The organism is Pseudomonas sp. TMW22090, from assembly GCF_022496665.1.
GTDB classification, from domain to species: Bacteria; Pseudomonadota; Gammaproteobacteria; order Pseudomonadales; family Pseudomonadaceae; genus Aquipseudomonas; species Aquipseudomonas gregormendelii.
The window spans coordinates 1,241,816-1,268,136 of record NZ_SCFH01000001.1 but is presented as its reverse complement, the minus strand read 5'-3'; the positions used below and the strand labels follow the sequence as shown (position 1 = coordinate 1,268,136).

General features: G+C 61.4%; 24 protein-coding genes. 10 read left to right on the top strand and 14 right to left on the bottom strand.

What is annotated here, in order from left to right:
* Positions 1-20: 20 nt before the first annotated feature.
* Positions 21-1,304, top strand: coding sequence for an FAD-binding oxidoreductase (locus EQV97_RS05770; RefSeq protein WP_122839555.1), 1,284 nt, complete (start codon positions 21-23; stop codon positions 1,302-1,304).
* A gap of 243 nt (positions 1,305-1,547) precedes the next feature.
* Positions 1,548-2,096: a cupin domain-containing protein gene (locus tag EQV97_RS05765; RefSeq protein WP_045057658.1), complete on the top strand. Its 549-nt coding sequence runs from the start codon at positions 1,548-1,550 to the stop codon at positions 2,094-2,096.
* A gap of 239 nt (positions 2,097-2,335) precedes the next feature.
* On the opposite strand, the gene EQV97_RS05760 is transcribed toward EQV97_RS05765, so the two are convergent.
* The 6 genes from EQV97_RS05760 to EQV97_RS05735 all read right to left on the bottom strand — a co-directional run bounded on the left by EQV97_RS05760 (position 2,336) and on the right by EQV97_RS05735 (position 8,075).
* The gene (locus tag EQV97_RS05760; protein WP_201148051.1) at positions 2,336-2,554 is read right to left on the bottom strand and encodes a PLD nuclease N-terminal domain-containing protein; all 219 of its coding nucleotides are present in this window, start codon (positions 2,552-2,554) and stop codon (positions 2,336-2,338) included.
* Positions 2,555-2,713: 159 nt separating this feature from the next.
* Positions 2,714-4,129: a cytosine permease gene (locus EQV97_RS05755; RefSeq protein WP_240888625.1), complete on the bottom strand. Its 1,416-nt coding sequence runs from the start codon at positions 4,127-4,129 to the stop codon at positions 2,714-2,716.
* 230 nt (positions 4,130-4,359) lie between these two features.
* Entirely contained in the window at positions 4,360-5,511 is a 1,152-nt protein-coding gene (gene argE / locus EQV97_RS05750; RefSeq protein ID WP_240888624.1) for an acetylornithine deacetylase, read from the bottom strand.
* The gene (locus tag EQV97_RS05745; protein ID WP_122839559.1) at positions 5,508-6,185 is read right to left on the bottom strand and encodes a DUF1028 domain-containing protein; all 678 of its coding nucleotides are present in this window, start codon (positions 6,183-6,185) and stop codon (positions 5,508-5,510) included. Before EQV97_RS05745 ends, argE begins: the two co-directional genes overlap by 4 nt.
* 141 nt (positions 6,186-6,326) lie before the next feature.
* A complete protein-coding gene (locus EQV97_RS05740) occupies positions 6,327-6,743 on the bottom strand; it encodes a RidA family protein (protein WP_045057663.1) in 417 nt (138 codons plus the stop codon).
* Between the two features lie 21 nt (positions 6,744-6,764).
* Positions 6,765-8,075, bottom strand: a complete 1,311-nt coding sequence (locus EQV97_RS05735; protein ID WP_240888623.1) for an NAD(P)/FAD-dependent oxidoreductase — start codon at positions 8,073-8,075, stop codon at positions 6,765-6,767.
* A 156-nt stretch (positions 8,076-8,231) separates the two neighbouring features.
* Here EQV97_RS05735 and EQV97_RS28865 point away from each other — a divergent pair, with 156 nt between their 5' ends.
* From EQV97_RS28865 to EQV97_RS05725, 3 genes are all read left to right on the top strand, one after another.
* A complete protein-coding gene (locus EQV97_RS28865; protein ID WP_276614216.1) occupies positions 8,232-8,357 on the top strand; it encodes a hypothetical protein in 126 nt (41 codons plus the stop codon).
* Between the two features lie 139 nt (positions 8,358-8,496).
* Positions 8,497-10,173, top strand: a complete 1,677-nt coding sequence (locus tag EQV97_RS05730) for an MFS transporter (protein WP_122839560.1) — start codon at positions 8,497-8,499, stop codon at positions 10,171-10,173.
* 167 nt (positions 10,174-10,340) lie between these two features.
* Entirely contained in the window at positions 10,341-11,267 is a 927-nt protein-coding gene (locus EQV97_RS05725) for a hypothetical protein (RefSeq protein WP_240888622.1), read from the top strand.
* Here EQV97_RS05725 and speF read toward each other — a convergent pair.
* Positions 11,257-13,440 carry an ornithine decarboxylase SpeF gene (gene speF, locus EQV97_RS05720; protein WP_240888621.1) on the bottom strand — a complete coding sequence of 728 codons (2,184 nt, stop codon included), beginning with the start codon at positions 13,438-13,440 and terminating at the stop codon, positions 11,257-11,259. The two genes, EQV97_RS05725 and speF, sit on opposite strands and share 11 nt — an antisense overlap.
* 232 nt (positions 13,441-13,672) lie before the next feature.
* Here speF and EQV97_RS05715 point away from each other — a divergent pair, with 232 nt between their 5' ends.
* The 3 genes from EQV97_RS05715 to EQV97_RS05705 all read left to right on the top strand — a co-directional run bounded on the left by EQV97_RS05715 (position 13,673) and on the right by EQV97_RS05705 (position 17,467).
* On the top strand, positions 13,673-14,707 hold the full coding sequence (locus EQV97_RS05715) for a helix-turn-helix domain-containing protein (protein WP_240888620.1): 1,035 nt from the start codon (positions 13,673-13,675) through the stop codon (positions 14,705-14,707).
* A 14-nt stretch (positions 14,708-14,721) separates the two neighbouring features.
* On the top strand, positions 14,722-15,933 hold the full coding sequence (locus tag EQV97_RS05710; protein WP_122839564.1) for a M24 family metallopeptidase: 1,212 nt from the start codon (positions 14,722-14,724) through the stop codon (positions 15,931-15,933).
* A 205-nt stretch (positions 15,934-16,138) separates the two neighbouring features.
* Complete coding sequence (locus EQV97_RS05705) at positions 16,139-17,467, top strand: MFS transporter (RefSeq protein ID WP_122839565.1); 1,329 nt, start codon at positions 16,139-16,141, stop codon at positions 17,465-17,467.
* Between the two features lie 36 nt (positions 17,468-17,503).
* Here the strand turns inward: EQV97_RS05705 and EQV97_RS05700 are convergent, their stop codons facing one another.
* The 4 genes from EQV97_RS05700 to EQV97_RS05685 form a co-directional block, all read right to left on the bottom strand.
* Positions 17,504-18,508: a GlxA family transcriptional regulator gene (locus EQV97_RS05700; RefSeq protein WP_240888619.1), complete on the bottom strand. Its 1,005-nt coding sequence runs from the start codon at positions 18,506-18,508 to the stop codon at positions 17,504-17,506.
* A gap of 105 nt (positions 18,509-18,613) precedes the next feature.
* Positions 18,614-19,492 carry a beta-lactamase family protein gene (locus EQV97_RS05695; RefSeq protein ID WP_240888618.1) on the bottom strand — a complete coding sequence of 293 codons (879 nt, stop codon included), beginning with the start codon at positions 19,490-19,492 and terminating at the stop codon, positions 18,614-18,616.
* Between the two features lie 92 nt (positions 19,493-19,584).
* Complete coding sequence (gene chrA / locus EQV97_RS05690; protein WP_240888617.1) at positions 19,585-20,943, bottom strand: chromate efflux transporter; 1,359 nt, start codon at positions 20,941-20,943, stop codon at positions 19,585-19,587.
* A 199-nt stretch (positions 20,944-21,142) separates the two neighbouring features.
* Positions 21,143-21,994, bottom strand: coding sequence for a CAP domain-containing protein (locus tag EQV97_RS05685; RefSeq protein WP_240888616.1), 852 nt, complete (start codon positions 21,992-21,994; stop codon positions 21,143-21,145).
* A 200-nt stretch (positions 21,995-22,194) separates the two neighbouring features.
* Between EQV97_RS05685 and EQV97_RS05680 the strand changes: the two genes are divergently transcribed.
* Positions 22,195-22,809: a cell wall hydrolase gene (locus EQV97_RS05680; protein ID WP_225568471.1), complete on the top strand. Its 615-nt coding sequence runs from the start codon at positions 22,195-22,197 to the stop codon at positions 22,807-22,809.
* 75 nt (positions 22,810-22,884) lie between these two features.
* Here the strand turns inward: EQV97_RS05680 and EQV97_RS05675 are convergent, their stop codons facing one another.
* Both EQV97_RS05675 and EQV97_RS05670 read right to left on the bottom strand, forming a co-directional pair.
* Positions 22,885-23,583 carry a dienelactone hydrolase family protein gene (locus tag EQV97_RS05675; protein WP_122839571.1) on the bottom strand — a complete coding sequence of 233 codons (699 nt, stop codon included), beginning with the start codon at positions 23,581-23,583 and terminating at the stop codon, positions 22,885-22,887.
* A gap of 52 nt (positions 23,584-23,635) precedes the next feature.
* Positions 23,636-24,151 carry a DoxX family protein gene (locus EQV97_RS05670; protein WP_122839572.1) on the bottom strand — a complete coding sequence of 172 codons (516 nt, stop codon included), beginning with the start codon at positions 24,149-24,151 and terminating at the stop codon, positions 23,636-23,638.
* 230 nt (positions 24,152-24,381) lie between these two features.
* Here EQV97_RS05670 and EQV97_RS05665 point away from each other — a divergent pair, with 230 nt between their 5' ends.
* Positions 24,382-25,884, top strand: coding sequence for an aldehyde dehydrogenase family protein (locus EQV97_RS05665; protein WP_240888615.1), 1,503 nt, complete (start codon positions 24,382-24,384; stop codon positions 25,882-25,884).
* Positions 25,885-25,956: 72 nt separating this feature from the next.
* Here EQV97_RS05665 and EQV97_RS05660 read toward each other — a convergent pair whose 3' ends face one another.
* On the bottom strand, positions 25,957-26,286 hold the full coding sequence (locus EQV97_RS05660) for a hypothetical protein (protein WP_122839905.1): 330 nt from the start codon (positions 26,284-26,286) through the stop codon (positions 25,957-25,959).
* Positions 26,287-26,321: the final 35 nt, after the last annotated feature.

Genomic DNA, 26,321 nt, shown 5'->3' with positions numbered 1-26,321 from the left:
AGCGGCCATCGGAGAAACCTATGAAACAGACACATGTAAACAGCTACTACGCCGCCACCCGCAATTTCACCGGCGACTTCCCGGTGCTGGAACAAGCGGTGGACTGCGACGTCTGCGTGATCGGCGCCGGCTACACCGGTTTGTCCTCGGCACTGTTCCTCTGCGAGGCGGGCTACAGCGTGACCGTGCTCGAAGCCGCCAAAGTCGGTTTTGGTGCCAGTGGTCGCAACGGCGGGCAACTGGTCAACTCCTACAGCCGCGACGTCGACGTGATCGAAGAGCGTTACGGTGACAAGACCGCCGAAGTGCTCGGCAGCATGATCTTCGAAGGCGCCGACATCATTCGCCAGCGCATACAGCATTACGACATCCAGTGCGACTACAAGCCGGGCGGTATCTTCGCTGCGCTGAACAAGAAGCAGCTCAAAGGCCTGACGGAGCAGAAAAGCAGCTGGGAACGCTACGGCAACAATAACCTGAGAATGCTCGATGCGGCCGACATCAAGCGTGAAGTCGGTTGCGACAATTATGTCGGCGGTCTGCTCGACATGCAGGGCGGCCACATTCACCCGCTCAACCTGGCGCTTGGCGAAGCCTCGGCGATCATCGGCCTGGGCGGCAAGATCTACGAACAATCGGCGGCGGTGGAAATCACCTACGGCGAGCCGATCACCGTGCGTACGGCCAAGGGCGTAGTGCGCGCCAAGTACCTGCTGATCGCCGGCAACGCCTACCTGCCGCAGGGCCTCGACAATCGAGTGACCAGTAAAAGCATGCCGTGCGGTTCGCAAATCGTCGTCACCGAGCCGTTGTCCGAACAGGTGGCGCGCAGCCTGATCAAGAACAACTACTGCGTCGAAGACTGCAACTACCTGCTCGACTACTACCGCCTGACCGCCGATAACCGCCTGCTGTACGGTGGTGGCGTGGTCTACGGTGCACGAGAGCCGGACGACATCGAACAACTGATCAAGCCGAAGATCCTCAAGACCTTCCCGCAGCTCAAGGACGTGAAGATCGACTACCGCTGGACCGGCAACTTCCTGCTGACCATGTCGCGAATGCCGCAATTTGGTCGCATCGAGAAAAATGCCTACTACATGCAAGGCTACAGCGGCCACGGTGTCACTTGCTCGCACCTGGCCGGCAAACTGATCTCGGAAATGATCCGCGGCGACGCCGAACGCTTTGACGCCTTCGCCTCCTTGCCGCACATGCCCATGCTCGGCGGCCGCACCTTCCAGGCCCCGCTGACCGCCATGGGCGCCGCGTACTACGCGCTGCGTGATCGCTTCGGTATCTAAAGCAGGCGCCTCCCTGTAGGAGCGAGCTCGCTCGCGATGGGCGTCAACGATAACGCGCGTTGTCTGCACGAACGTGTTGTCTGGACGATCTTCGCGAGCGAGCTCGCTCCTACAGCAACACCCCCAAACGTGATTTAATACCCGACTTTCAAATCTCCGGGACAGGGAAGCGGTACCTTCGCGGCCACAAGTCGCCCGCCATCCACCCCCATAACCCTTAAGTTTTCCTCGCATAAGGCTGTCATGGACACGGGCTCACGACTCAAACTAGTACGCGAAAGCTACAAACTCTCCCAGCGCGAGCTGGCGCGGCGTAGCGGCGTCACCAACGCGACCATCTCCCTGATCGAACAGAATCGCGTCAGTCCCTCCGTCAGTTCCCTGAAAAAACTGCTCGAAGGCATCCCCATGTCCCTGGCGGACTTCTTCACCTTCGACCAGCCGCCCCGCGAGCACCAATACGTCTTCCGCGCCAGCGAACAGCCGGATCTCGGCCGTCACGGGTTGCGGCTGCTGCTGATCGGTGCATCGGTGCCGAGTCGGCAGATGCGCCTGTTGCGCGAGCAGTACGCACCTGGGGCGAGTTCGGGGGAGGAGCCCATCGTGCATTCGGAAGGCGAGGAGTGTGGGCTGGTGACGCGCGGCACGGTCGAGTTGACCGTCGATGGCCAGATCAGCGTGCTCAATGCGGGTGATGGCTATTACTTCCCGACGACGCTGCCGCACCGTTTCCGCAATATTGGCCAGGATGAAGCGGAAATCATCAGCGCCAACACCCCGGCCAACTTCTGATATCACTGCGGGCTGCAGCAGGTGGCGAAGGCTGCGTCCGCAGCTCGCTCTGTCACAGGCGGTTCCAAGCCACGCTGTTTGATTCTTGCGGCAGGAGTAGATTTCCTACGCGATTTACGGACGCCAAGATCAAAAGATCGCAGCCTTCGGCAGCTCCTACGGGAGGTGTATGTCAGTTGAAATAACGAAGCCCCGAATCGTCGGGGCTTTTTTTGATTTATAGGCGAGTGTCGCCGGCTTTACTGCCTGGCCTGTGGTGAATGCGGGTTGCGTGCCGTGTGCTTGGGTCCGGCCATGGCCCATGCCAGCAATCCGAACAGTGGCACAAAGACGATCACCACAATCCACACCAGCTTGTTACTCGACTTGCCCTCGGCTTTACGCACCCGATTAATCGCCCACAACTCGACCAGCACCAGAACTGCCGCGAGTACGATCCAGATCGTTTCGATTTGCATAAGCCACCTCCTGATAGTCCTTCAGTTAGGCGGGCAGGGTCGCTCAGGGTTCATTTTATTGCTGTACAGAGCTCCACCAGCGTCCCGTCGTGGCAGTTAATGGCTGTCACGGACCCATCGCGAGCAGGGCTCGCGCCCACAGGGAGCCAGCGGTGCGGGTTAGTTCGAGTTGGCCAGTTTGCCGGTGGAAAGACGGCGCTTGTAGGCGGTGTCGCGATTGGCGAGCCAGTAGTAGAGCGGCGAAGTGATCAGCAGGCCGACCAGCCATGATAAGTCCGCGCCATTGATGTGCTCGGAAATCGGCCCTACATACAGCGGCGTGTTCATGAACGGAATCTGCACCACGATGCCGATTGCGTAGGCCAGCAGTGCCTGCGGGTTGTAGCGGCCGTAGATTCCGCCATCCACCTGGAAGATCGAGTTGATGTCGTACTTGCCTTGGTGGATCGCGTAGAAGTCGATCAGGTTGATCGCGGTCCACGGCACCAGCACCACGAGCAGCACCAGCACCATGTCGACGAAGTGACCGATGAAGTCCGCCGAGGCGCCGACGGCAGCGAAGCAGCAGCCGGCGAGGACGATGATCGAGATGGCGGCGCGACTTTTGGCGGTGGGGATCCAGCGGTAGGCGAAGGTTTGCACCAGGGTGATCAGCGACAGCACGGCGCCGTAGAGGTTAAGGGCGTTGTGGCTGATGACGCTGAGCAGGAACAGCACCAGCATCAGTGGGCCGATGGAGCCGGTGGCGAGTTTGACCGCGTCCATGGTGTCCATGCCTGCGGGCGTGGCCAGCACCGCCACGGCGCCGAAGATGAACGACAGGCTGGAGCCGAGCACGGTGCCCAGGTAGGTGGTCCAGAACGTGGCGGCTACCGGCACGTTGGCTGGCAGGTAGCGCGAGTAGTCGGAGACATAGGGCGCGAAGGCGATCTGCCAGAGCGCGGCCAGGGATACGGTTGCCAGCCAGCCGGAGATGTTGAAACTGCCGCGGGTGAGGAAATCGGCGGTCTGCACGTGGGTGAAGATGTAGCCGAAACCCAGCACGATGCCGGCCCCGAGCACCCAGGTGCCGATGCGATTGAGCACGTGGATGAACCGGTAGCCAATGATGCCGATGATGCCTGAGCCAAGCGCACCGATGACGATGCCCACCGGCACCGGCACGCTGTCGACCACGCCATGCAGGGACTTGCCGGCCAGGACGATGTTGGAGGCGAAAAAGCCGATGTACATGATGCCGGCGATCAGCACCACCAGCAGCGCACCCAGTGAGCCGAACTGGGCGCGGCTCTGGATCATTTGCGGGATACCCATCTGCGGCCCCTGGGCCGAGTGCAGCGCCATCAGTACGCCGCCGACCAGGTGCCCAACGAGGATGGCAACTATGCCCCACACCAGGTTGAGGTGGAACATTTGCACGGCAAGGGCGCCGGTGACGATGGGCAGCGGCGCTATGTTGCCGCCGAACCAGAGGGTAAACAGGTCCCGGGTTTTTCCATGGCGATCTTCGGGAGGCACGTAGCCGATCGTGTGTTTTTCAATGAGCGGAGCGGAGGTTGCTGCAGAGGTGACCATGAGGAACTCCAAGGCAATTTGAGTACGTGGACGTACTTCGGTGAGCGCTGCCCGGGGGCGACGCTTTTCTTGTTGGAGTCGATGATGTGCGGTCGGGCGGGATAGATAAATTAGTAAGTTTGTTGGTATAGACGTTAAAAAAAGTAGGTCTGCGGGCGCAGTAAACCTGTGGGAGCAAGCACGCTCCCACAGGGAATGTTTGCAGGGAAGAAAGTTGCTCAAGCCGGGCTTTATTTGCAAATGGATAGCAGCATTCGCTGCAGCATTTGATCGCAGCCAGCGAGTTGGTCGAGGCTGACGAATTCGTCGGGTTTGTGGCCCTGGTCCATGCTGCCCGGGCCGCAGACGACGGTGGGTATGCCAGCGGCGTCGAACAGGCCGCCCTCGGTGCCGAAGGCTACGGTGGCGAACTCGCGGGAGCCGCAGAATGCGGCGAGCAGTTCTGCCGCTTCGCTGTGCGCGTCGGTCGCCAATCCCGGGTACGCCGACAGTTCGCTGAAGCTGATACCACTGTGCTCACTGACGGCGCGCATGCGCGGCAGCAGTTGCTGCTCGGCGTACCGCTGCAGCTGCTGCGCGACCTCACTGGGATCCTGGGCCGGCAGCGCGCGAATCTCAAAGTCGAAACGGCAATCGGCGGGGACGATGTTGAGCGCCTTGCCGCCGCTAATGACGCCGGTCTGCACGGTGCTGAAAGGCGGGTCGAAACGGGCGTCCTGATGCTCGGGGGCTTTGAGCCGACTGCCGATCCGTCCCAGTTCGCCGATCAACTCGGCGGCGTATTCAATCGCGTTGACCCCGAGCGGCGCATACGCGGAATGGCAGGCCTCGCCGTGGATATCGCAGCGCATCGCCAGTTTGCCCTTGTGACCCAGCACCGGTTTCAACTCGGTCGGCTCGCCAATGATGCACAGCCTGGGTTTGACCGGGCGCTGCTGCAGCGCCTTGAGCAACGAGCGAACACCCAGGCAGCCGACTTCTTCATCGTAGGACAGGGCAATGTGCACCGGCATGCGCAGATCCGCCTGCACCAGCGCCGGCACCAGGGCGAGCACGCAGGCGATGTAGCCTTTCATGTCTGCGGTGCCACGACCGTAGAGCTTGCCGTCGCGCTCGGTCAGCGCAAACGGCGGCAGGGTCCACGGCTGGCCGTCGACCGGCACCACATCGGTGTGGCCGGAGAGGACGATGCCCGGCACATCCGCCGGGCCGATGCTGGCGAACAGATTGGCCTTGCTGCGCTGCTCGTTGTAGATCAGCTCGCAGGGCACTGAAAAATTCGCCAGGTAGTCGCGCACGAACTCGATCAGCTGCAGGTTGGATTCGCGGCTCGTGGTGTCGAACGCCACCAGGGTTTTGAGCAGGTCGATGCTGTGACTCATCGATCATCTCCGGCGACGCCATAGCCTGGGGACCTGTCGGGGGCCAGTGCGCGGTCGATATAGTCCTGGACCTGGGGACGGTAGGCTTCCCAGAGCTTTTCCAGTTGCGCGATCGGCGCTTCGTCAGCCCAATCGACCCGCAGGTTGATGATCGGCCAGGTCAGTTCACCGACCACCACCAGCGCTGCGGAATGCACCGGACCGGCTTCACCGCCTGCTTCGATCGCGGCGTTCATGGCGGTGATCAGGCGGTCTGCCAGTTGCCCTTCACCGTGTTCAAATGCGCTGACCATGGCCTCGATCACCGAACGGTCCGCGAGCATGTTGCCGGCAGCGACGCATTGCTCACCGGACACTGCATTGTGCTTGCCGAGGGTTTCGCTGCCGCTGAAATGGGCGGTGCGCCCCAGGTGGTCGATGGCGGTGATTTGCCGGTACTGGCTGTAGCCGTTGCGCGTCAGCACCTTGTCCAGGGCTTCTGCGGGCGCCAGCCCCTGTTCCATCAGGGCCAGGGTTTCCGGGCCGAGGGAGGGCAGGGTGATGTTCTGTGTCGAGACGGCACCGACACCTGGCAGCAGCCAGGGGCAACGGGCGCCGACAGCGATGCTGGAGGAGCTGATGGCGATGCCGAACTGGCCGGTTTCGGGGCAGCGGGCGGTGATGGAGAAGGTCATGGGGGGGGGCTCCTTGGTTGGCCTTTTTTAGGGTGGTGTCTGAGCTGGCCTCATCGCGAGCAAGCTGTGCTCCCACAATGGCAATCCCAGATTGACTAGCTGTGGGAGCAACGCTTGCTCGCGATGGCCGCGCCGCGGTCTTTACTGCGGAATCACCGCAATCACATCAATCTCCATCAACCACTGCGGCTGCCCCAGCGCCGACACCACCAGCCCGGTGGAAATCGGGAACACGCCTTTAAGCCATTTCCCCACCTCCTGATAGACCGGCTCGCGGTAACGCGGGTCGATCAGGTAAGTGGTGGTCTTGACGATGTGGCTCAGGTCGCTGCCGGCCTCTTCCAGCAACTGCTTGACGTTGCGCATGGCCTGCTCGGTCTGCGCCCGCGGGTCACCGAGGCCGATCAGGTTGCCCTCGAAATCGGTGCCGACCTGACCCCGGACATACACCGTATTGCCGGCGCGCACGGCCTGGCACAGGTCGTTGTCCAGACTCTGGTTGGGGTAGGTTTCCTTGGTGTTGAACATGCGAATACGGGTATGAGTTGGCGTGGACATGTAGAGCTCCTGAACAGGGAATTAGGCACTGATCGGCGTTTTGGGCGCGATCGAAATAGTTTCGCCCTGGCGCTGTGCGGCATTGTGGTAGTCGAGGTATGAGCGCTGGATGGCGATGTGGTCCGCGACGTACCTGGCGTCATGCCACACGCCCCAGATAAACGACGAACCGCGCCGGGACTGCCACGGCAGGCCGAGGAAATACACGCCGGGCTCGTTGGACACACCGCGTTGATGCCTGGGCTTGCCGTGCTCATCGAAGGCGTCGACGTGCAGCCAGCTGTAATCGGTGGCGAAGCCGGTGGCCCAGATAATCGAGGTCACGCCAGCCCGGGCCAGGTCGAGCTCGAGAATCGGCGTGGTCACGCAGTCCGGATCGGGAAAGGTGTGGCGCGCCTCGGGTTCCTGGGGCAGGTCCAGGCCATTGCGCTCTATGTAGGCGTCGGCCGCGTCGAGCAGCGCCAGGTAGTTCTCGTCGCCGCGTGCCAGGTTCTCGGCCAGGTTCGGCTTGAACGTCGCCACGCTGCCGTTGAAAGACTGGGTCAACCCCACCAGCGTCATACCGCGATGAGCCAGGCCGCGAAAGTCCACGGTGCGCCCGCCATGGGCACCACTGACGGCGATGGTCACGTGCTCCCGACCGGGCTTCATCGCCGCCTGGTCCCATTCTCCGAGCACCCCCAGCCACCAGCAGAAATCCCGGTTGCGATAAGCGCGAGGCGGGCGGTCGTGGGCCCCCACCGAGAGGTAGACCTTTTTCCCGGCACGTTGCAGTTCATCGGCGATCTGCACCCCGGAAGAGCCCGCGCCCACCACCAGCACTGCGCCTTCCGGCAGTTGCCCAGGGTTGCGGTAATCAGCGGAGTGGATCTGCAGCAACGATGTGTCTTGCGGTGCAATGGGCGGAATGACCGGGCGCTGGAATGGCCCGGTGGCCGCGACGACCCGGTTGGCTTCGATCACGCCTTGGGAAGTTTCGATGGTGAAGCCAGGACGACCGACATTGCGCTCGACCTTCAACACCTCCACGCCGGTACGCACGGGGGCATTGAATTTTTTCGCGTAGGCTTCGAAGTAGTCGGCAACCCGCTCCTTCGGCGCAAAGCCATCGGGGCTCAGGTCATCAAATTCGAGGCCAGGAAACCGATCGTGCCAGGCCGGGCCGTTGGCCACCAACGAATCCCAACGGCCAGTGCGCCAGCGTTCGGCAATGCGCTCACGTTCCAGCACCAGGTGCGGCACCCCGAGTTTGCTCAAGTGCTCGCTCATCGCCACGCCAGCCTGACCGGCGCCGACAATCAGCGTGTCTGTTTTTGTTATTTCAGTGGTCATCTCTCTACCCTTCGACATGGGATTCAGGCGCTTGTGGCCTGCCATCTGTTGGGCTCAAGACTAGGGATGACCCTGGTATCGGTAAAATATTATTAAGCTGGCATTTGAGTACAAATAACTGAGGCAGAGGCTTTGGCTTGGGATGATTTGCGGGGTATGCGCTTGATCTATCAACAACTCAATCGCCGGGTCGATAGCAGCCTGATGCCGCAGACCGGCGCCCGCGGTGAGTCGCCAGGCCAGCTTTATCGCGCAGTCGAGTGGATAACTGCGCGAAGCTGATTATGCTGTAGGAAACCTTGCAGCGATGCGAGGTCGTCAGCCTGTTCGCATGCGTTACGACATCAGCCCCAGGGCCTGGGTGCGGCGTTTTGGTAGTGGGGTACTCCGGCCTACAACAAGAGACACACGGAGAACACTCATGGCCGCAATCGACAACACCACCACGGGCAGCCCGCCCAATCAGGGGATCACCAGGGAGGAGCGCAAGGTCATCTTCGCGTCCTCCCTGGGCACGGTATTCGAGTGGTACGACTTTTACCTGTACGGCTCGCTCGCCGCGATCATCGCCAAGCATTTTTTCGCCGGGGTCAACGAGACCACTGCCTTTATCTTCGCGTTGCTGGCGTTCGCCGCCGGGTTTGCCGTACGGCCTTTCGGCGCGATCGTGTTCGGGCGCCTGGGCGACATGATCGGGCGCAAGCACACGTTCCTGATCACCATTGTGATCATGGGGATCTCAACCGCCATCGTGGGTTTCCTGCCAGGTTACGCGACCATCGGCGTGGCAGCCCCGATCATCCTGATCACCTTGCGCCTGCTGCAAGGCCTGGCGCTGGGTGGTGAGTACGGGGGCGCGGCGACCTACGTGGCCGAACATGCACCAAAAGGCCGGCGGGGTTTTTTCACCTCGTGGATACAAACCACGGCGACCCTCGGGCTGTTTCTGTCGCTGCTGGTGATCCTCGCCTGCCGCACCATCCTCGGCACTGAAGCTTTCGAGGCCTGGGGCTGGCGGATTCCGTTCCTGCTGTCGCTCCTGCTGCTGGTCATCTCGGTGTACATCCGCCTGCAACTGAGCGAGTCGCCAGCGTTCCTGAAAATGAAGGCCGAAGGCAAGGCGTCGAAGGCGCCGCTGACCGAGTCCTTCGCCCGTTGGGACAACCTCAAGATCGTCATCATGGCGTTGCTGGGCGGCACGGCAGGGCAGGCGGTGGTCTGGTACACCGGGCAGTTCTACGCGCTGTTTTTCCTGCTGCAGACGCTGAAGATCGACCCGCAGACTGCCAACTTGCTGATCGCCGGTTCACTGCTGATCGGTACGCCGTTCTTTGTGATATTTGGCAGCCTGTCCGACCGTATCGGGCGCAAAGGCATCATCATGGCTGGCTGCATTCTGGCCGCGCTCACTTACTTCCCGATCTTCCATGCGCTGACCCAGTACGGTAACCCTGACGTGTTCACCGCCCAGGAGCGCAATCCGGTCACGGTGATTGCCGATCCGGAGCAGTGTTCGTTCCAGTTCGACCCGGTGGGCAAGGCCAAATTCACCAGCTCCTGCGATCTGGCCAAGACCCTGCTGGCCAAGCGGGCCATCCCCTACAAGAACGAGAAGGCCGAGCCGGGAACGGTGGCGCAGGTGCGTATTGGCGACAAGGTGATTACCAGCTTCGAAGGCACCGGCATGCCGGCTGCCGACTTCAAGACCCGCAACGACGCCTTCACCGCATCGCTGAGCACTTCGCTCAAGGAGGCCGGCTACCCTGAAAAGGCCGACCCGGCGAAGACCAACTACCCCATGGTGTTGCTGCTGCTGACCATCCTGGTGATCTACGTGACCATGGTGTATGGCCCGATTGCCGCCTGGCTGGTGGAGCTGTTTCCCACGCGCATCCGCTACACCTCGATGTCGCTGCCATACCATATCGGCAACGGCTGGTTCGGCGGCTTCCTGCCGACGGTGGCATTCGCCATGGTCGCGGCCACGGGTGATATCTATTACGGGCTGTGGTACCCGATCGTCATTGCCGTAATGACTGCTGTGCTGGGCACCTTCTTCCTGCCGGAAACCAAGGATCGCGACATCCTCAACGACTGATCCCGCGAGGCCCTCTCTCGTAAGGGAGGGGGCCCTTTCTGAACCATCACGCCGGCGCATGCTCCAACCTGTTCCCTCCCCGGGAAGCATTACTCAATCGACGCCGCGTTTTCGGCGAAGCCTGCCTGGATAGCGGCGCGTCTCTCTTACAAGGAAGCAAGTACCTCATGCAACAGTCCCCAGCCTCATCCCTGTCGACGCCGGTCACCGGCGAACTGCTAGCCTCTTTCCGTCATGGCAAGGGCTTCCCGCTTTTCATGCTGGTCCTGGCCCTGGTCATGCTGGGCATGGCGTGTTTTGTCCTGTACCTGGGTACGATCCTGCCCGTGGACAGTTCCGGCCCCGTCAGCGTGAATTCAAGCCGTGGCACGAACCTCAATCTTTCCAGCCCGCAGATGCTCATCTATTTCACCAGCGCGTTGCTGGCCGTGATTGCGGCGGGTTTGTTCGGCCTTTACGTGTGGCAAAAGCGTTTGCGCCAGGCCAGTTACGACGTCTATGAACACGGCATTGCCTGCACCGTCGGGTCGAGCAAGGACTTCGTGCCTTTCGCCGGGATTGAAGACCTGTACCTGTTCAGTTCGGGCCAGGTCGCCATCAGCGGCCTGATCACCAACCTGGCCTACCGCCGCAATGCCAGCGAGCCATTCCACCGGGTCATTGAATCGCTCAAGGGGTTCCACGACTTCCAGCAACTGGTGCGCGAGCTGCACGTGCGTGAGCGCCTGCCGGCGGTGCTGGAAACCGTTGGAAGCGGTGGAGTGGTGACCTTCAACTACCTTGCGGGCAAAGCGGTATGGGGCAAGCGCCTCAAAGGCAACTTCCTCGACGTGACCACGCAGCCGATCCTGGTGACCGGCGAATTCCTCGAGGTACAAGGGCGCAAGGTGCCGATGTCGAGCTTGCGCACGCTGGATTTGAGCGACTGGAGCGAAAAGGTGGTGATCAGGGACGAGGCCGGGAAAGAAGTGCTGTCGACGCTGTGCACAGGGATCATGAGCCACGACCTGTTTCTCAACACCCTTGGCGTCATTCTGGATAACGCAGCGGCAGCTCGCGGGGAGACCGCTGCGTACACCCCGGTCAGTTCTTGATCACGTACCCATACGCGCGAATACGCCCTTCAAATTCCTTCAAATACACGCCCTGAAGTTCCGGGGTGAAGCCGGGAAGGCAGTTGATGCCTTCTTCCAGCGCCAGGAAGTACTTGAGCACCGCGCCGCCCCAGATTTCCCCGGGCACCACGCACAGCACGCCAGGGGGGTAGGGCAGCGCACCCTCGGCGGCGATGCGACCATCGGCATCGGCCAGCGCCACCAGCTCGATGTTGCCGCGGATAAATTCGAACTGCGCCGCTTGCGGGTTCATTGCCTTCACTGGGAAGTGTTCCTTGCGGAACATCGCTTTCTGCAATTGCTGCACATTGTGGCTGCGATACAGGTCGTGCATTTCCTGGCACAGCTGGCGGATCGTGTAGTTGCGATAACGCTCCTCGTACCGCGCATAGATCGCCGGCAAGACCCGGCTCATCGGCGCGTTGTCATTGACGAAGCGCTCGAAACGCGCAATCTGCGCGGCCAGATGAGTCATCTTCGCCCAGTCTTCCGCCGGGGTCAGCAGGAACAGGATCGAGTTCAGGTCGCACTTTTCCGGAACGATGCCATTTTCGCGCAGGAAGTTGGCGAGGATGCCGGCGTGTATGCCGAAGTCGGTGTAGCTGCCATCCACCGGGTCGATGCCCGGGGTCGTAAACAGCAGCTTGCAGGGGTCGATGAAGTACTGCTTCTCGCCGTAGCCCTGGAAGGCATGCCAGCGGTCTTTGGGATGAAACTCGAAGAACCGCAGGTCATTGGCGATTTCTTCGGTCGGGTAGTCTTCCCACGCACGTCCTTCAATGGTCGCCGGCACGAACGGGCGGACCATGGTGCAGGCTTCGAGGATCAGCTTGCGCGCGTCGATGCCAAATTTCACGCAGTCATCCCACAGCTTCAGGCCACTGCGGCCGGCGTGGATACGTGCGTTGACATCCAGCGAGGCGAATATCGGATAGAACGGACTGGTGGAGGCCTGGGCCATGAATGCATTGTTCAGCTGCGCATGGTTGCAGTAGCGGGCCTGGCCCTTGATGTGCCGGTCTTTCTTGTGCACCTGCGAGGCCTGGGAAAAACCGGCCTGCTGCTTGTGCACCGACTGGGTGACGAAGATACCCGGGTCGTCTTCGTGCAGGTCCAGCAGCAGTGGCGAGCAGTCTTTCATCATCGGGATGAACTGCTCGTAGCCGACCCAGGCCGAGTCGAACAGGATGTAGTCACACAGCTTGCCGATGCGATCAACCACCTGGCGGGCGTTGTAGACGGTGCCGTCATAGGTGCCGAGCTGAATGATCGCCAGGCGGAACGGGCGGGCGACCTGGGCCTTGTCCGGTGCCACTTCGGCGATCAATTCGCGCAGGTAGCTCTCTTCAAAGCAATGGGCATCGATGCCGCCGATAAAGCCGTAAGGGTTGCGCGCGGTCTCCAGATAGACCGGCGTGGCGCCCGCCTGGATCAATGCGCCCTGGTGATTGGACTTGTGGTTGTTGCGGTCGAACAGCACCAGGTCGCCGGGCGTCAGCAGGGCATTGGTCACCACCTTGTTGGAGGCGGAGGTGCCGTTGAGCACGAAGTAGGTCTTGTCGGCGTTGAACACCTTGGCCGCGTGTTTCTGCGCCAGCAGCGCAGGGCCCTCGTGAATCAGCAGATCGCCCAGTTTGACGTCGGCGTTGCACATGTCGGCGCGAAACAGCGTCTCGCCGAAAAAGTCGAAGAACTGTCGGCCGGCCGGGTGTTTGCGGAAGAACTGGCCACCCTGATGGCCCGGGCAGGCGAAGGTCACATTGGCTGATTCGGTATAGCGTTTGAGCGAGTCGAAGAATGGCGGCAACAGGCTTTCTTCATAGGCCTTGGCCGCGGTTTCCAGTTGGTTGCCATGGTATTCGGCATTGTTGCGCGAACGGTCAAAGATGCCGTTGACCTGCAGCAGCACGTCTTCCAGGTGCTTGTACACATCACGCGCGCGGTTGCCTGTACCCGGGGAGGTGGCGAGGAAAATCGGGATATCGAAGCCGGTGCGCTGGAGCGATTCCAGGGCCCCGGCCATCACGTCTTCCACCGAGAACACGGCGACGGCGATGTCGGTGTAGTCGGTCTGACTGAGCGGCACTACTTGCCGATAAGTCTGGAAGCAGTCGATCGCGGAATCACTGGCAGCAATTTTCAAAATTTTCATGCGGGGAAATCTCCTGGCGGACACTCACTTGTCCACCGTTTGCAAGAGATCAATGTACCGAGGGAACCATCAAGGTTCCCTGACCTGAATCATGCCAACACTGGTTATAGACGTGTTTGGCCAGATTGGTAGCGACGGACAATCCGGGGTCGACTCCGGACAAGCCATGCCTGTCCCTGACGCTGACAATCCGCCGGGTGCCTGAACCTTTTTGCAGTGGAGTGCGAAATCCATGGTGGCTACCCGCGTTGATGAAGTACTGAAAATCGGCTTCTGGCTGACGGAGCGTTTCGACCTGTTTGCCCTGGCCAATGCCCTGGAGCCCTTGCGCCTGGCCAATCAGGTGGCGGGGCGCACGGTGTGCCAGTGGCAAATACTCAGCCTGGAGGGGCATTCGCTCAGCGCCAGTAACGCGATCGCCACCTCCACGGCACGACTGGATCAGGCATCAGCGCTGGACGTGCTGATCCTGTGCGCGGGTGAACACCTGCCCCTTGAGACGGATTTTGAGCAGAAACTGCACTACTGGACCACACAGCCAATCCTTTTTGGCGCGCTCGGCAAGGCCGGTTGGTTGCTGGCGCAAATGGGTGCGCTGGACGGTTTTCGCTGCAGCTTGCCGGAGCCCGACTCGCCCTTGGCCTTTGCTGCATCCAGGGCGCTGAGCCCGGTGGCCGCGCCGTTCTGTGTCGATGGCCCGCGCCTGACGTGCGTCGGGCCCGAGGCCGTGCGAGGGTTGGTCTGCGAGCTGCTGGCCCAGGTCCACGGGCGCGCCCTGGTACTGCGCATGGAGCAACACCTCGTACGCCAGACACGGCCATTGCAGCCGCTGCATCAAGCCCCGGAAAAACTGCAGACGGCGCTGGCCCTGATGAGCGAGCACCTCACCCATATGCTTGCGATCGACGAACTGGCCGAGGCCATGGGGATATCCCGGCGTCACCTGGAGCGCCTGTTCAAGCGCACCCTCGGCTGTTCGCCGTCCCGGCATTATCTTGATTTGCGCCTGCAACAGGCCCGGCGCCTGCTGCAGGCCGGTGACCGCTCGATCGCGCAAACCGCTGGCGAATGCGGCTTCGTCGCGGTGCAGCATTTCATTCGCTGCTATCGCCAGTACTTCGGCGCGCATCCGCGTGAACATGTGGTTGCGTGCACAGCGGATCTGACCAACTACAGGTCGGATTCGCGCAAAAAACCTCGCCTTGCATCTGTTCGAATGATCTCCAGCGGCCCACCAGAGTGGCGCCCTCTGTCGCTCAATCACTGACAAGGATCAAAGACATGCAAATGCCCAAAACCATCCAGATCAAGAACGGCGAAAAAGTCAGCCCGACCTTCTCGGCTCAGGAATACGCCAACCGCCAGGGCAAACTGCGCGCTTATCTGGCGCAAAACAACATCGACGCGGCAGTCTTCACTTCCTATCACAACATCAACTACTACAGCGATTTCCTCTATTGCTCGTTCGGCCGCCCTTACGCCCTGGTCGTGACCCAGGACAGCGCCGTCACCATCAGCGCCAACATCGATGGCGGCCAGCCTTGGCGCCGGACCGTGGGCACCGAGAACATCGTCTACACCGACTGGCAGCGCGACAACTACTTCGTCGCCATCCAGCAAGCCTTGCCCAAGGCGGGGCGCATCGGCATCGAGTTCGATCACTTGAACCTGCTCAACCGCGACAAACTGGCCAGCCGCTACCCTCAGGCCGAGCTGGTGGACATCGCTGCACCCTGCATGCGCATGCGTATGATCAAGTCGGCCGAAGAGCACGCGATTATCCGTCACGGTGCACGGGTGGCGGACATTGGCGGCGCCGCGATCGTCGAAGCACTGCGGGACCAGGTGCCGGAATATGAAGTGGCGCTGCATGCGACCCAGGCCATGGTGCGCGAAATCGCCCGGACCTTCCCGGACTCGGAGCTGATGGACACCTGGACCTGGTTCCAGTCCGGCATCAACACCGATGGCGCACATAACCCGGTGACCTCGCGCAAGGTCAACAAGGGCGATATCCTCAGCCTCAACTGCTTCCCCATGATCGCCGGCTACTACACGGCGCTCGAACGCACGCTGTTTCTCGACCACTGTTCCGATGAGCACCTGCGCCTGTGGGAAGTCAACGTCAAGGTCCACGAAGCCGGGCTGAAGCTGATCAAGCCGGGCATGCGCTGCTGCGATATCGCCGAGCAGCTCAATGAGATTTTCCTTGAGCACGATCTGCTGCAGTACCGCACTTTCGGTTACGGGCACTCGTTCGGCACCCTCAGCCATTACTATGGCCGCGAAGCCGGGCTGGAACTGCGTGAAGACATCGACACGGTGCTGGAGCCGGGGATGGTGGTGTCCATCGAACCGATGATCATGCTGCCCGAAGGCTTGCCGGGGGCTGGCGGTTACCGCGAGCACGACATCCTGATCGTCAACGAGCAGGGCGGCGAGAACATCACCAAATTCCCGTACGGGCCGGAGCACAACATCATTCGCAAGTAACGGCGTAACAGACCGGCGTGGGAGCTTCGCCGCTCCCACGCTTGTTCATCGAACATTGCTGGACACCACACGGCATGCGCGCCCAAGAACGTGCAGCCCTTGCTGACCTTGAACCCTGCCAAGTAAAACAATAGAGGGTATTTGTCATGTCACACGTCTCGACTGTTCTCCCCCGTTTTTGCACCTCCACCCCGGGAGGTGCGCAATGAGCACCGCAAGCCTCACCCTCGCGCAGACCCATGAAAAAACTTCCGAGCGCAAAGCCCTGCGCCGCGCCGCCAGTGCCAGCTTCATGGGTAACTTCGTCGAATGGTTCGACTACGCCGCCTACGGTTACCTGGCCACCGTCATCGCCCTGACATTCTTTCCGCAGACCGACAAGGCCAGCGCCTTGCTGGCGACGTTCGCGGTGTTTGCCCTGTCGTTCATCGTCCGTCCCCTGGGTGGCCTGGTCTGGGGGCATTTTGGTGACAAGTATGGGCGGCGCAGCGCGTTGTCCTGGTCGATCCTGATCATGTCGGTCTCGACGTTCTGCATCGGCATCCTGCCCACCTACAATCACATCGGCCTGTGGGCACCGGCGTTGCTGCTGGTGATCCGCCTGTTCCAGGGGTTCTCTGCGTCCGGTGAATACGCCGGTGCGTCGGCATTCCTCGCCGAGTACGCCCCGGAAGGCAAGCGCGGCCTGTACACCAGCATTGTCCCGGCCAGTACCGCCGCCGGTTTGTTGTTTGGCGCGGTGTTCGTGGCGGGCCTGCATGCCTGGCTCAGCGTCGAGGACCTGCACAGCTGGGGCTGGCGCTTGCCGTTTCTGCTGGCGGCGCCGTTTGGCCTGGTGGGGCGTTACATCCGCATGAGCCTGCAGGACACGCCCAAGTTCCTGGAGATGGAAAAGCGCCTCGAAGCCAAGGAATGTGCGACCCATGCCCCGGTTCGCGAGCTGCTGACCGTGCACCGGCGCAGCGTGATCATCGGCATCGGCGTGACCTGCCTGAACGCCGTGGCGTTCTACCTGCTGCTCAGCTATATGCCGACTTATCTGTCGACTGAAATGGGCATGAGCGAGAGTGATTCGTTCCTGGCGTCAACGGTGTCCCTGGCGACCTACATCGGCCTGATTTTCCTGATGGGCAGGCTGTCGGACCGCTTTGGGCGCAAGACCATGCTGCTGACGGCGTCGGTATTGTTCCTGTTGCTGACCTTCCCGTTGTTCGGAATGCTCGATCATCAGCCACTGCTGGTGGTGTTGATGATCCAGATCGCATTCGGCGCAATCCTGGCCATGAATGACGGCACCTTGCCGTGCTTCCTCGCGGAGATATTTCCCACTCGTGTGCGCTTCAGCGGGTTTGCCTTCAGCTTCAATATCGCCAATGCGGTGTTTGGCGGGACCGCTCCGTTTATCGCGACCTGGCTGATCCAGATGACCGGTAACAAGATGGCACCGGCCTGGTATCTGCTGGCCGCTGCAGCGGTAGCGTTGGTGGCCATGCTGGCTAGCCGGGAAACGGCGCACAAGGCTTTGCAGGATTAATGTGGGACAGGACTTGCCCGCGATGGCGTCCTTGCATCAATGCACTGCCAACTGCTTGCGCTCACCAATTGGCGACACTCCAAAAAACCGGCTATAGCATTTGGAAAAATGTGCCGGGGACACAAAGCCGCAGGCGAGCGCGATGTCGCGGACCTGCGACTCGCTACGCAGCAGCAGTTGCCGCGCCCGCGACAGGCGTAGCTCCAGATAGTACTGGCTGGGGGTGCGCTGCAGGTGTTTGTGAAACAGGCGCTCCAGCTGGCGCACCGACACTTCGTTCAAGCGCGCGAGCTCTTCCAGGCTGACCGGCTCCTCAAGATTGGCTTCCATGATCGCCACCATCTGGCTGAGCTTGGGCTGCGAGGTCCCCAGCTTCTGCCTTAAAGGCACGCGCTGCTGCTCCTGCGCCCCGCGCACCCGGTCGCACAGCAGCAACTCGGCGGCATGGGCGGCGATGTCGCGGCCACCGGGTTCGCGGGCGATCAGTTGCAAGGTCATGTCCATGGACGCCACGCCGCCGGAGCAGGTGTAGCGGTCGCGATCCAGTTCGAACAGCTGATTGGAGATGATGATCCCGGGAAACCGCTCTTTGAGTGCCTCGATATCTTCCCAGTGAATGGTGCAGCGGTAACCCTTGAGCAGATCCGCGCGCGCCAGCAGGTGGCTGCCGGTGCAGATGCCGCCCAGCGTGACCTGCTGATGGGCAAGCTTGCGCAGCCAGTTGAGCAGTGGCCGGCTGCTGTGATTGGAGACTATCGGGTTTGCGCCGACCACGAACAGAATGTCCAGCTCGGGGGCGTCGACGATCGAGTAATCAGGCAGGATGCGCATCCCGTTGCTGGCGCTGACCGGGTCCAGTGTGGCGCCGATCACCACCGTGCGAAACATCGGCCGGCGCGCCGCCATATTGGCCATGCGCAGGGTTTCCACGGAGGAGGCGAAGCCAATAGTGGTGAAATTGGGAATGACCAGAAAGCCAACGGTTTTCACCGGCCGTTGTTCACCTGCCGGGCCTTCCACGGGCGGTGTGTTCGCCTTCATCAATACTCTCCGCTGTACCATTGACGCGTTCTGCGCAGGTAGCGACCTGTCGCGGCTTCATCGCGTTTTCATGAGGGTGATGTGCAGGTACCGAGTGCTTGAATATTACACCCAGTGCTCGCTCAACAGGCGCACGGCCTCGGCCTCCACGGCGCCTTCATCGGTGCCATCGGAAAAGACTGCACAAGTGGTGATATCCGGGCCGCAAACACTGCGATAAACCGCCACGACACTGCCAGGGCCGACGCCGGTATGACCGCTGAGGATGCGTCCACCCTCGACCGGCCCGTGCATCAGGCCGAGGCCGTAGCCGGGGGCGATCCAGGGACGTCCCGGGATCGGTCCACCGAGCGTGCGCACTGCCTGCATTTGAGCAAGCAAGGAGTGCGCCAGGAAGTCTGAAGCGAATAAACGGTCCAGGCACAAGGCGGCCTCCACCAACGGCCCAACCAGCAGCCCGTGGTATACCCAGCCCGGGTCATAGGTGGCGACAGCGCCCATGTTTACCCCGTGCAGATCGACTTCACGCCTGACGAGACGGACCCGGGACAGGCCAAGCGGTGCGAACACCCGTTGCGCCAGGGCTTCATCCAGGGCAAGGCCAGTCACGCGTTCGATCAACCGCGCCACGTACAGATAACCGACATTCGAATAGCCCCAGCCATCTCCCGGTGCATAACGCAGGCGGCTTGCGTCAAGGCGTTGCAGCATTTCATCCGCCGGCCAGGGAGCGTCACCGCGGCCTACTGCGCCGTGGTAATCGGCCAGTTCGCTGTAGTCCGCCAGGCCTGCTTCATGGCGCAACAGTTGGCGCAGGGTAAAGGGGCCTTCGGGCAGAGGCTGATCCAGCTCGATCAGGCCATCGCGCACCAGCGTCAGGGCGGCAGCCGCCAGCACGGTCTTGGTAAAGCTCCACCAAGGGATCGTCGCATCGGACCGATCCGGGGTCAGGGGTGTACCGTTGGAAACAAGGGAGAAAAGCATTGCTGGCTGCTCTGAAAAGGGGCGCGGCGTGAGTTTGCCAGAATGCAAAAGCCGGTGATCAAATGTTTACATCCGGCCATTGCTGCATGACCTTAGCGCAGCCAGTGCACCAGCACGCCCGCCAGCGCGCATGCCAGCAGTACTTCGATCACACCGCGCTTGAAAACCAGCAGCGCGATCGCCGCGACCAGTGCAAGCAACAGCGACACCCAGTCGAACACACCACTGAATCCGCCTGGCCACAGCACGTGGTAGCCGAAAAACACCGCGAGGTTGAGAATCACGCCGACCACCGCTGCGGTGATGGCGGTCAGCGGCGCAGTGAATTCAAGTTGGTTGTGGGTCGATTCCACCAGGGGACCGCCAGCCAGGATGAACAGGAACGAGGGCAGGAAAGTAAACCAGGTCACCAGCGCCGCCGCGAGCGCGCCTGCCAGGAACGCCTGGTCCGGGCCAAATAACTGCTGCACATAGGCGCCGATGAAGCCGACGAACGCCACCACCATGATCAACGGGCCGGGGGTGGTTTCGCCCAGCGCCAGGCCGTCGATCATCTGGGTGGGTGTCAGCCACCCGTAATGACTGACTGCGCCCTGGTACACATAGGGCAGCACCGCATAGGCACCACCAAAGGTCAGCAGCGCGGCCTTGGTGAAGAACCAGCCCATCTGGGTGAAGGTGCCGTGCCAACCAAACAGGAGGGTGAGCGCCCCCATCGGCAGCGTCCACAGGATGGCCCCGATAAACGCCAGGCGCAGCAATTTCAGGCTGCTGAAGCGGGCATGTGCAGGTGGCGGGGTATCGTCATCGATCAGCGCGGGCCCGAACGATTTACCCTTGGCCACTGCTGTGCCGACCGTGAATTTTCCGGGGTCAAGGCGTCCGCCGACGTAACCGATGAGTGCTGCGGCCAGCACAATCAAAGGGAAGGGCACGTTCAACAACAGGATCGCGGCAAAGGAGGCGCCGGCAATGCCCCACAGCCAGTTGTTCTGCAACACCCTGGAACCCATGCGGTGCGCGGCTTGCAGCACGATGGCGGTGACCGCCGGCTTGATCCCGTAGAACACCCCGACCACGACCGGCACTTCGCCGAAAGCAACGTAGACCCAGGATAATGCAATGAGGATGAACAACGACGGCAGCACGAACAGCGCGCCGGCAATCACGCCGCCCCAGGTGCGGTGCATCAACCAGCCGAGATAGGTCGCCAGTTGCTGAGCTTCGGGGCCCGGTAGCAACATGCAGTAGTTGAGGGCGTGCAGAAACCGGCGCTCGGAGATCCAGCGCCGGCGCTCCACCAGTTCCTGGTGCATGATCGAGATCTGCCCGGCCGGGCCGCCAAAACCGATCAACCCCAGTTTGAGCCAGAACCCGAAGGCTTCCCGTAGCGGGACCGCCCGGGGTGATGCCTGAGCCTGTTGGTCGGCGGAGCAGGGGGGATGGCTCAAACAGGTGCTCCCGAATGACTTAACCGTGACCCAACGCGATCGCAAACGACACGACGATCATGCACGCAAACGCGAAATTGAGGTTCATGAGGGCTCGTTCCGTAAAGTGCTAAAAGTGCAGCCATCTTGAACAGGTCGCGCAGAAATAAAAAATTCGCCTTCATGATTTGAAAGATCGAAACAATTGATACCTCGGTCATTACTGGGTGCCAAACATCGCCGTCCAGTAAATCCCCGCATCGCTCTTCGGGTCTACCGCGTAGGCCGCGCCCAGTTCCTTGTACGCGGGGTTCATCAGGTTGGCGCAGTGACCGGGGCTGGCGATCCAGCCGTCGACGACCTTGCCCACGGTGTCTTGGCCTGCGGCGATGTTTTCGCCGATCTGCTGGCCGATGTAGCCGGCCAATTCCGCCCGGTCACCCGGCGTGCGGCCGTCGCGATCCTTGTGATCGAAAAAATTGTTGTTGGCCATGGCTCGCGAATGGGTCTCGGCGGCGCTCGCCAATGTCGCGTTCCATGCCAGCGGGGTGGTGGCAGCGAACGATTGCGTGCCGCACTGGCGAGCCTGGCTGCGGGCGTTGTTGAGCAGGGTCAGGACTTTCTGGCCTTCGGCCTGGGAATCGCCCAGGCGTGCGGACATCAGCGGCCGCGCCAGCACGATGCGCCAATCGCGGTCGTCGCGACTCACGCCGATGTCGACAAACTGCGGGTCGAGCACCACGTGGCAGAAACTTTCCCGAATGGCTTGCATGGCCGATTGCGCATCGCGGGGGCCGGACAGGGTGATCGCCTGCACATTGACCATCGGGTAGCCGGCACTGGCCATGGCTTGCTGCAGGTTGCGCACGTTTGTCGCCGACAGTGCCAGGCGTGGATCACCTGCCAGTGGCGGCAGTTCCGGCGATACCTGGTCGGCGCAACGCTGGGGCTGGGTGCGGTAGAGGTTGATCGAATCGATCAGTTGTTTCTCATCGACCGCCAGCGCCTGGGCGGCAAATGACAGGCCCAACGACAACGCGGCAAGGCGCATAACGGATGGAATGAAGCGCATGAAAATCCCCTTGGGCAGACTGCGCCCATGATGCGCGATTTCACCCCCGCTTGCGCAATGCCTTTTTTGCGCCTGAAACAGTTTTATTGGCCACCGGATGAAATGAATTTGGGCGGCTACAATCAAGCCAGGGCGCCGATACAGCGCGTAACAGCGTCGATAATGCGCTGCCCCATCCGGTTCTTTGAAAAGGGTCGATCATGCGCTTGATGTGGACTGCAACCTGCCTGGCACTCTCCCTGATCGGCAGCCAGGTGATGGCCACTGAACTTGAACAGCAAAAAGCCGAGGACAAGGCTGAGGTGCTTGAGCAAAAGGCCGCGGAAAAAGGCCCCGACGTCCCGGTGCCCAAGGCCGAGGCGATCACCACCTCGGAGGTGCAGGCGGTCGATCCCGCCGGCTCGGCGCCGCTGGATGACGCCATAACCTGTCTTGCGCGCTCCATCTACTGGGAAGCGAAGGGCAGGCAGACCCGGGAAATGGAAGCCGTGGCCAGCGTGGTCATGAACCGCCTGGGGCACGAAGGTTTTCCCGACACGGTATGCGCAGTGGTCAAGGAGGGCTCGGAAAGCCGTAACTGTCAGTTTTCCTGGTGGTGCGACGGGCGTTCGGATCAGGTCAGGGAGGATGCCGAGTATGCGGTCGCCAAGGAGATCGCGCGCAAGGCGCTGAACCGCACACTCAACGACCGGACACTGGGGGCGATGTATTTCCATGACAAGACGGTGCGGCCGGATTGGGCGGCCAAGTACATCAAGACGGCGGATATCGGCAGGTTCAGGTTCTACAAGCCGCGGGGCGGGGACGCGAAGTAGCGGCGTGGGGACGACCTTCAACAATGGACGACAAAAAAGGCACCTTCCCAGGTGCCTTTTTCGCGTGCCGCCGTTTTACAGTTCCTGACCCAGGAAGATCAGCGTATTGCCATGGGCTTCAGCCGCAGCGCGCTGGTTGTAGCTGTCGCGGTGCGAGCAGTTGAAACCGTGTTCGGCTTGCGGGTAGATGACGATTTCCACGAAGTCGTTGTTCTCGAAGCGCTCGGCGATTTTTTCCACGGCTTCCAGTGGAATGTGGCTGTCCTCTTCGCCGAAGTGCATCAACAGCGGCACGGTGATTTCGTCGGCGCGGTCCAACTGGTCCTGGATACCGCCACCGTAGTAGGTGATCGCCACGTCCACCAGGCCGTTGGCGGCGGTCAGGTAGGACAGCAGGCCGCCGAAGCAGTAGCCAATCGAGGCCACGCCACCATCCAGCCCCGGCTGGTCCTTGAGAGCGGCAATGGCCAGCTTGATGTCGTCCTGGGCTTTGGTGATGTCGGTGGCATTCATCAGTTCGACGGCGCGTTTCCAGCCGGCTTCGTCGTAGGTCAACTCGATGCGCGGGCCGCTACGCCAGAACAGATCCGGCACGACCACCAGGTAGCCGTCGGCAGCGTATTGTTCGGCGACCGAGCGGATGTGCTCGTTGACGCCGAAGATCTCCTGGATCAATACGATCCCCGGGCCTTTTTGCGTGTGGGGAATCGCCAGGTAGGCACCGAATTTACCGTCGGCGCTGTCGATCTCGATCCATTGGGTGGTTACGCTCATGGTGGCTCCTGTCTACGCGAGTGAGGGGGGTGTAGCTTGCCACGGTAACATTTCAACGAATGTTACGGCGCCAGAAAGTGCATGCCAGCAGCGCATCAAGGCTGAGTTTACCTGCCCCGGTCAATACCAGCGGAAGGAGCGCGGCGAGGTAGATCAGCGGCAGCTTGAAATTGCCATGTCCCTTGTTGCTGATGGCGTAGCCCTGGGCCAGCTCACTCAATGTAGACCAATCGGCCGGCCAGTGGACCGCTGCGGTGGCGACCACGGTCACTACCATCAGGATGAGCGCCGAGACTCGCGTGCCCAGGCCCACCAGCAGGGCCAGGGCGCAGATCAGCTCGGCCCACATCGACAGTTCCCAGTTGAAGGTGGCGGGGACATGGTTGAACGGAAACGGAAATCGCTCCTGAATGTCGGCAAACCAGTTCTGCCCGTTCCATTTTTCCAGGCCCGACTCGAAGAATTCCCAGGCCAGGAACACCCGCAAGGTCAGCGGCGCCATCCAGCTGCCGGCGCGGTCGAGGTTGAAGTGCAGGCCTTTGACGGCCGAAGACAGTGAGGTGTTCATGGGCGGGATCTCCGTTGCGCGTTTTGATCGGCCAGGCCAATCGACAGGCGGATTTCATCAGCCGGGTGTATCAGCGATGTGTCGTGGGCCAGGGAGATTGGAGGGTTAATGTGTCGGGGATGGAGGTGGATACACGTGGATACGCTTGAGCGGGTTGAAAGGCCGGGAATGACGCTCCGGGGATTTTCCGGTACCTTTTCTGCCCCTCCATTGCATGGTGAAACCGCTTCATGTCTCTTGCGCTCGATCGTCTAATCGCTGGCACGCCCATTCCATTCGCCGGGAATCGTGTCACTGTCGTCAGCCCCGAACTGGCTGAGCGGTTCCAGCCCGGTGACCACCTTCTGGTGGAGCAGGTCAGTGGTGAATTGCTCTTGATTCCGGTGGCTGACCAGCAAGCCGCAGCCGTGGCGATCGAGCGCGCCGAAGCGGCTTTCAAGGCGATGTCGGCCGTGTCGGATGAGGCGATCAGCGAATTTTTCGACCGTTTCGCGCAGCGCCTGGAAAGCCCGCAGGCCTGGGCGTTGATCGAGGCGGCGAACCTGGCCGATATCGAGCGGGCCAAGTCCCGTGGACGTTCCACTACGCGACTGCTGGCCAATGAGCCGATGCGCCGCGACATGATCGCCGGACTCAAGGCCTGGCGCGATGCGTCGGCGTCTCGTGGAAAAGTCATCAGTTGCGTCGAGCATGACGGCTGGAAGGTCGAGCAGGTGGTCTCACCGCTGGGCATTGTTGCGTTTGTATTCGAGGGCCGGCCGAATGTCTTCGCCGACGCTGCTGGCGTTCTGCGTACGGGCAATACCGCCGTGCTGCGTATCGGCAGTGATGCGTTGGGCACTGCCCAGGCCATCGTTACCCATGCATTGAACCCGGCGCTGGCCGATGCGGGCTTGCCCGCCGGCGCTGTGTCGCTGGTGGAAAGTGTCAATCACGCAGCGGGTTGGGCCATGTTCGCCGACCGGCGCCTGTCGCTGGCCGTGGCCCGAGGTTCTGGCCGCGCGGTGAGCCAGCTGGGCAGTATCGCCCAGCAAGCCGGCACCGCCGTCAGCCTGCACGGCACCGGAGGCGCCTGGCTGATTGCGGACAAGGACGCCGACGCCCGGCGTTTTGCCGCCGTGGTGCGCAACTCCCTTGACCGTAAGGTCTGCAACACCCTGAACGTCTGCCTGATTCACCGCGACCGGGCGGCTGATTTGGTGCCGTTGTTTCTCGACGCCCTGCAGCAGGCCGGCAACAGCCGTGGGCAAGGCTGCAAATTGCACATCGTCGAGGGCAGCGAAGGGCGCTTGCCGCCGGAGTGGCAAACGGCGAGCGTCGAGGTCTATCGCGCCGATGGCTACCGTACCGAAGCGCTGGCTGAGCCATTGCCCGAGGCGCAACTGGGGCGTGAGTGGGAATGGGAGGAAACGCCCGAAGTCAGTCTGAAAATCGTGGATGACCTGGATCAGTCCATCGACCTGTTCAACCGCTACAGCCCGCAATTCACGGTGTCGTTGATCAGTGAGGACGCCAGCACCCAGGAGCGCTTCTACAACGCCGTGAATGCGCCTTTCGTGGGTAACGGAATCACCCGTTGGGTGGATGGCCAGTACGCATTGAACAAGCCGGAGCTGGGCCTTTCGAACTGGGAAAGCGGTCGCCTGTTTGCACGCAGCGCGATTCTCTCGGGGGATGGGGTGTTCACCATTCGCAGCCGCATGACCCAGATTGATCTGGGCGTTAAACGCTAAGGCAACTTCGCTAATAAAAAGGGCCTGCTCTTTGGCGAGAGCAGGCCCTTTTTATATTAGGGGTGTGAAGTTTCAGTAGAACCGGTCAATCACCCGAACTTCGTTCTGGTTCTGCATCGACGCCCACGCCTGCTTCAGCGTTTGCAGAACACTGCCGATGAAGTCTTTATCAGCGGCGGCTTTCTTGCCAACGTAGCCCTGGCCGCGACGGTACATCTTCAGTCGGGCAAGCAGGTTCTGGTTGTTCTTGTCGAATTCCGCCTCGTCGGCGTGCGTTGCCAGGCAGTCCATATGAACCTGGCCCGACTTGCTGATCCACAGAATATGGCTGTCGTGGCTGTCTTTTTGCGCCGCGAACATGCGAGCCAGTTCTTCGATAGTTGGTTGATTGTTCAGATTCATGATTTGCCCCTTGACCATTTGGTGATCTTTCAAAG